The following is a 6,667-nucleotide window of genomic DNA, read 5'->3' on the forward strand; positions in this document are numbered from 1 at the left end:
CCCGACCCGGGTCCAGGTGCTGGCGTTGTCCCGGGACACGTACAACGCCTGCATCGCGACCGCCACCGTGTCGCCGCTGGTGGCGCTGCCCTCCAGCGGCGGGTAGAACAGGCCCCTGCCCTCGCCGGCGGGCCGGGTGGGGGTGACGGTGGTCCAGCTTCCCCAGTCGCCCCGGCTGGTGGAGCGCAGCAGGCCGCCCCACTGGCGGCTGTGGATGACGATCGAGGGGTTCTGGCGGTTGACGTGGACGTCGCCGCCGTCCGCGTCTTCCACGTGCTCCCAGGCCGAGGGCCCGGTCCACCGGTTCGTGCCGTTGTCCTGGGTACCGCCGATGAGCCACCGAGACGAGCCCCAGTCCTGGGCGAGGTACTCGAACTCGCTGATGACCAGGCCGTTGTTGCAGCTCACCCAGGTGGTTCCACGATCGGGGGAGCGGAACAGGCCGCCGTCGCAGCCGGCGTACACCGTGGCGGGGTTCCCGGGCTCGAAGGCGATGCTGTGCTGATCGGGGTGGATCGACTGCCCGGACGAGCCCTTGTTGCTGATCGTCTGCCAGCTCCAAGTGGCGCCGGACAGGTCACCGCGGTGCAACTCGATGGCGCCGCAGTACACCTGCGTGTCGAGGTCCGGGGCGACGGCGACATACCAGTCGTACCACGACTGAACGGTTGCCAGTCCGGGAGGCAGCCCAATCGCCGTCCACACCCCGGCGGCGCGGCGCCACAGGTAGCCGGTGGGGATCTGGCTCCCATCGGGCTGCGGGATCCATGGCGTGCCGGTACCGAAAGCATAGGCGACGTTCGGGTTGGACGGAGCCACGGCGACGGCGAGCCGAACGAACCCGGCCGGCGCTCCCGGCAGGTTCACCGCTGTCCAAGTGGTGCCGGAGTCGGTCGAACGGAACAGACCGTCGGCGCAAGACGCCAGCACTTCACTGGTGCCGAGGCTGACGGCGAACGTGCGCTGCGAACGGCGCTGGGTCCAGGTCGTACCCGCGTCGGTCGAGACGTACAGTCCACCGGTCGCGGCGCCGAACAGCCGATTGCCGTCGGCGGGGTCGACGCGCAGCGCGTAGAAGCCCTGTCCCACGAACGGGGTGGTGCACACCGACGACCACGATGTACCACCGTCGGACGACCTTAAGACCCCATTGCCGAGTAAGGACCACCAGTCGCCCTCGCCCAACCCGCAGTAGACCGTGGCCGCGCGGCTGGGGTCGAACGCGATTGCGCCAACGGTGAGGGTCGAGGCAAAGTCGGTCCGAGGCTGCCAGGAAGCGCCACGGTCACGTGACTCCCAGACACCGCCGTTCGCGCCACCCGCCAGGACGTGCGCGGGACTGCTCGGATCGACGGCGAGGGCCGATACGCGCCCGGAGACGTTGACCCGGCTGCTGCCGTAGGTCTGGCCGTTCGTCACCGTTGACGGGCCGACCGAGCGCCACTGCGGCTCTCCCGCCGTCGGCGGCCCGGCGAGGCCCTCGGCAACGGCGGCATATGTGCGGGCCAGATCCTCCGGTGCCGCTATGTCGGCTGGCGTCCCCTCGTCCTCGGCGCCACCGCCGGCGGTCGGCGGACGGCCTGACGCGCGGAGTCGGGACGCGCGAGCGTCACCCTGGGGCGAGGCAGGCGGCAACGCGCCGATCGCCTCGGCATGCGCGAGCGCCTCGGCTGCCACTTCATCGGTGACCGCGGTGGCCACCGCCTCCTGCGCAAAGTTCGTCAGCCCCTGCGCTTTGAGTAATTCGAGCAGCCGCAGCATCGCCTTGCCGCCGTACGGACGGGCAGGCGTTCGCTCGTCGACGCGGACCGCGTCGCGGGGGGTTACGCCTTCGTCCTCGGGTCCTTGCATCGGCACCTCCTCGATAGCGGTGCGTCACAGGTGTGCGGGGTCGCGCGAAATGTCGACATCGCAGCCCTGGAGCCGATATGCCTTGGTCTTGGTCCGGCCCGTTGGCCGAGGGCGGGAGCAGTCAGCCGGCCGTCGGATGGCCGGGCTTGTTCTCGCTTCGTTCGCGGTCCTGCTCCTCCGCCGGCTCCGCCGCCGGCTCCGCCGAGTCGGTCGGCTCCGCCGCGTCCGAGACCGGTTCCTCCCGCGCCGCAAGGAACTCTCGCAGACGCTCGGCGGCACCGCCGCCGGGTGGCACCGGCATCTGCTCGTCAGTGGAATTCGAGGTTTCGGCCATGTCCACCCCCGTGGGACCGCAAGCCGTGAATGTCTCTTTATGTTCCTCCTGGACCAGCTGAGCGTCAACGCTCCCGTGTGTCGGTTTTCTGCTTGACGCTCCACCCGCCGGCACCTCGGCCCCGGCCTTTCACGCCCGCGCCCGCTGCGCCACCCGCCGCCAGCATCTGATCAATGCTCCGGCTCGGCTCACCCGCCACGGCCGGGGGAGAGCACCCTGCGTCTGCCCGTCTGCCCGTCTGCCGGTCGCAGCCCCCTATCCCCGACCTGGAACCTGGACGAGCCGCTGAAGGGTGAGCGACTGGGCCATCATGCCCGAAAAGCCCGGCATCATCGAATTTCTCGGAGGAAGGCACCCGAAAGATCCAGAAAGATGGTCACGGAAATTTCTCGATGCATCCAGGCCGAGTCCACGAACTCTGTGGAGGCTTCTCCATACTCCCACAAAGAATTATTGGCAGGCTGTGCGAGAAAATGCCCGAAAAAGAACCAGTGAAACCTCGGGCAGTGAATGATCCCGCATGGGCGCGGATTCCGGATTCGTAGATATACTCTCGGTCGTGCGGGGGCTGGTGGTCGCTGACGAGGTGCGGGCGGCGGTGGAGGCGGGGCGGCCCGTGGTCGCCCTGGAGTCGACGCTGATCGCGCACGGCCTGCCGCGCCCCCGCAATCTGGAAGTGGCGGCCGACCTGGAAACCCTGCTCCGTGACCGTGGGGTGACACCGGCGACCGTAGCGGTGATCGACGGGATACCCACCATCGGTCTGGACGCCATCGCGCTCTCCCGGATCGCGAACGCCCCGGACGTGGCGAAACTGTCGGTACGGGATCTGCCGGTCGCCTCCGCGCTGGGCCGCACCGGGGCGACCACGGTCGCCTCCACGTCCCTGCTCGCCACCCGCGCCGGTATCGGCGTGTTCGCCACCGGCGGGCTCGGCGGGGTGCACCGCGGCTGGGCCGACAGCGCCGACGAGTCCGCCGATCTTGTCACTCTCGCAAGCACGCCGATAGCCGTGGTCTGCGCGGGGGTGAAGTCGATCCTGGACGTCGGCGCGACCCTCGAACGGCTGGAAACCCTCGGTGTGCCGCTGCTCGGCTGGCGGACGAACACCTTCCCGGGCTTCTACCTGTCCCGGACCGAGTTCGCCGTGGACTGGCGGGTGGAGGCCGCCGCCGAGGTCGCGGCCGTCATGGCGGACGCGCGGGCGCTGGGCCTGCGCACGGCCGTGGTCGTCGCCAGCCCGGTGCCCGAGGCGGACCAGCTCGACCAGGAGCTGCACGACCGGGTCCTGCGCGAGGCGTTGGCGCAGGCGGCCCGCCGGGGGCTGCGGGGGAAGGCCGTCACCCCGTTCCTGCTGGCGACGTTCCACCGCGAGACGGCCGGCGCCAGCCTGGAGACCAACATCGCCGTGGTCCGCAACAACGTCACCGTCGCCGCCGACATCGCCATTGCCTGCTCCGCCCGGCCGGCCACCCCGGACCGGACGTAAAGCTGCCGGCCCGACCGTCCGGCCCGGGCTGGCTGGCAGGCCGGCCGACCGACCGACCGACCGAAGTGACGTTGGGAAACACGGCGGTGCCAGTGGGCTGACATGACGCCAGGAGACAGGGCGAGGAGGCGCCGACGGCTCTCCGGGCGGCCGTATCTCTTTCGTGGCGGGCCTCCTACCTGCGACGATCGGTTGTCGTGGACAGCGCGCAGGGGGGCCGGTGGGCAGGATCTGGCAGGCCGTGGCATGGTCGGCGGGGCCGCGTCTGAAATGGGCGCTTCTGCTTGGCTGGATCGTCGTCGCGACCGTCGCCAGCCCGCTGGCGTTCAGGCTGTCCGACGCGCAGCGGAACGAGGCCTCGGCCTTCCTGCCCTCGCGGGCCGAGTCCACCAGGCTGCTCGAGGCCCAGAAACTCCTGCCGGGCGGAGACTCCGTACCGGCGGTCGTCGTCTTCTCTCGTGACCCTGAGCTGACGCCTACCGACCGGAAAGCGGTCGAGGACGTCGGCCGCCGGATCGGCGAGTTCTCCGAGCGTCCGGTCAGCATGCCCATTTCCTCACCACGGGGAAATACGCTGCTACTGGCCGTCAGTATCGCTCAGAGCGCTGATGTCGTGGAGTTCACCGACAAGGTCAAGGAAATCCGGCGGATCGCCCGGGAGGCGGCACCGCCGGGGCTCCAGACGTCGCTGACCGGGCCGGCCGGGCTGGTGACGGACACCTTCGACGTGTTCAGCGGGGTGGAGACCAGGCTGCTGTTCGTCACCGCGGGCGTGGTGGCGGTCATCCTTCTGCTCGTCTATCGGAGCCCCGTCCTGTGGCTGATCCCCTTACTGACGGTCGCCGTTGCCGACCAGACTGCCACCGCCCTGGTCTATCTCGCGGCCGAGCATGCGGGGCTGACCGTCAACGGGCAGAGCGCGGGCATTCTGCGGGTCCTTGTCTTCGGCGCCGGCACCGACTACGCGCTGCTTCTCATCGCTCGCTACCGTGAGGAGCTGACTCGTCACAGCGATGCGCACGCGGCGATGCGGGTCGCGATCCGCCGGGCCGGACCGGCGATCGTCGCCTCGGCCGCCACGGTCATCATCAGCATGCTCTGCCTGCTCCTGGGCGAGCTGAACTCCAACCGGGGTCTCGGCCCGGTCAGCGCGATCGGTATCGCCGTGGCACTGGTAACCATGATGACGCTGCTGCCGGCGGCCCTGGTCGTGTGCGGACGGAGGCTGTTCTGGCCGTTCGTCCCCCGCTATGGCGCGCGGGCGCGGGAGGAGTCCGGGGCCTGGTCACGGGTTGGTACGACGATCGCCGCCCGGCCGCGCACGACCTGGATCGCCGCCGTCCTGGTGCTGACCGGGCTCGCGTTCGCGACCGTGCACCTGGACACCGGCCTGCGCCAGGACCAGGGATTCACCAGGCCGATGGACTCGGTCACCGGGCAGGAAATCGTGCAGCGCAGCTTCCCGGCCGGCACCACCGCACCGGCATACGTTGTCGTGAACGCCGCCAGGGCGGACGAGGTACGCGCCGTCATCGCAAGAAATCCTGCGGTCGCGACCGTCGTGGAAAGCGATCGCGGCGCCGGTCTGGTGCAGTTCCTCGTCGTTCTTTCGCAGCCGCCGGACACGAAGGCGTCCTTCGACACGATCAGACAGCTCCGGGACACCGTCCACGCGATACCGGCGGCGGACGCGCTGGTCGGCGGGAACACCGCGGTGAACCTGGACGTGCGCACCGCCTCCGTACACGACCGGAAGGTCATCATTCCGGCTGTGCTGGTGGTCGTGGCCGTTGTTCTCGGGCTGCTGCTGCGGTCGGTGCTGACCCCGCTGCTCCTGATCGCGACGGTTGTGCTGTCCTTCCTCGCCGCGCTCGGCTCGAGCGCGCTGGCCTACGACTGGCTGTTCGGCTTCGCCGGCGCCGATCCCGCCCTGCCGTTGCTGGGCTTCATCTTCCTGGTGGCGCTGGGTATCGACTACAACATCTTCCTCATGACGAGGGTCCGGGAAGAAGCCGGGAGAATCGGCACGCGGCCGGGAGTACGCCACGGCCTGGCCGTCACCGGCGGCGTCATCACCTCCGCCGGCGTCGTGCTGGCAGCCACGTTCTCGGCGCTGTTCATCCTCCCGCTCGTCCAGCTCGCGGAGGTCGGCTTCCTGGTGGCCTTCGGCGTCCTGCTCGACACGCTGGTGGTGCGCTCGGTTCTCGTCCCCGCGCTCGCCATCGATATCGGCCCGAAAATCTGGTGGCCCAGCCGGCTCGCGAAGCCGCCACCGGACCAGCCCACAACGGCGACCGACGCCGCCGTCCGAGAAGCGGACAGCGACGCGGCCGCCGCCGGAACTCCTACGGGGCCGCGGGCTCCCGTCAGCCGAAGGCCGGGAACTCCAGGCCGAAGATCAGACGCCAGAGGTTGACCGCATCCTCGTGCCGGCCGGCCTGCTCCGCCTCGACCGCCTCGTCGGCGTGGGCGCGGGCGAAGGCCACCGGCTCCCGCAGCGCGTCGACGTCCTGCGGCTGCAGGTAGGTCGACAGGTCACCGCCGACCTCCGCGGGGTCGTAGGCGGTGAACCCCCTGCTCTCGATGTGCCGGAAGACCGCCGCCAGCCCCTGCCGGGTGTTCAGCCCGCGGTTGATCAGAACCTTGCCGGCGAGCGCCTCCAGATGGAAGGAACGCAGCCGGCTGCCGCAGACCCGGTTCCAGGCCTTGAGCAGCCGCACGGCCGAGGCGACCCGGGGGCCGGCGTCCGCCATCCAGCTGGCGTGCCGCTCCGGGCGGGTCGGCAGCCAGCCGCCGACACAGTCCGGCATGACGTAGCCCGCCCGTGGATGGTCGAAGGCGGGCACCAGGTGGACGTCCGGCGCGCAGTTGTAGACGACGCGCATCGCCTGACCTCGGCTACCGATCATCTGGATGCGGTCGCCGCCGATCGCGTTACGGACGCAGAGCAGCAGGTCGCGGGAGTCCCAGCGGAAGCGCTTCCAGGCGTTGTT

4 protein-coding genes and 1 pseudogene are annotated in these 6,667 nt (G+C 70.1%); 2 read left to right on the forward strand and 3 right to left on the reverse strand.

The window, feature by feature from the left end:
• Together AC5LUJ_RS10305 and AC5LUJ_RS10310 are read right to left on the reverse strand one after the other, a co-directional pair.
• Positions 1-1,851 (reverse strand): WD40/YVTN/BNR-like repeat-containing protein (locus tag AC5LUJ_RS10305; RefSeq protein WP_493464832.1); only part of this gene is annotated, 1,851 nt, incomplete at its 3' end.
• 121 nt (positions 1,852-1,972) lie between these two features.
• Entirely contained in the window at positions 1,973-2,152 is a 180-nt protein-coding gene (locus tag AC5LUJ_RS10310) for a hypothetical protein (RefSeq protein WP_493464833.1), read from the reverse strand.
• Between the two features lie 553 nt (positions 2,153-2,705).
• Between AC5LUJ_RS10310 and AC5LUJ_RS10315 the strand changes: the two genes are divergently transcribed.
• Both AC5LUJ_RS10315 and AC5LUJ_RS10320 read left to right on the forward strand, forming a co-directional pair.
• Positions 2,706-3,674, forward strand: coding sequence for a pseudouridine-5'-phosphate glycosidase (locus AC5LUJ_RS10315; protein WP_250285049.1), 969 nt, complete (start codon positions 2,706-2,708; stop codon positions 3,672-3,674).
• 220 nt (positions 3,675-3,894) lie between these two features.
• Positions 3,895-6,090, forward strand: coding sequence for an MMPL family transporter (locus AC5LUJ_RS10320; protein ID WP_250285051.1), 2,196 nt, complete (start codon positions 3,895-3,897; stop codon positions 6,088-6,090).
• Here AC5LUJ_RS10320 and AC5LUJ_RS10325 read toward each other — a convergent pair.
• A pseudogene (locus AC5LUJ_RS10325) lies at positions 6,041-6,667 on the reverse strand (nucleotidyltransferase); the annotation flags it as partial. The gene AC5LUJ_RS10320 and the pseudogene AC5LUJ_RS10325 sit on opposite strands and share 50 nt — an antisense overlap.

This window comes from Protofrankia sp. CiP1_Cm_nod3 (assembly GCF_982290655.1).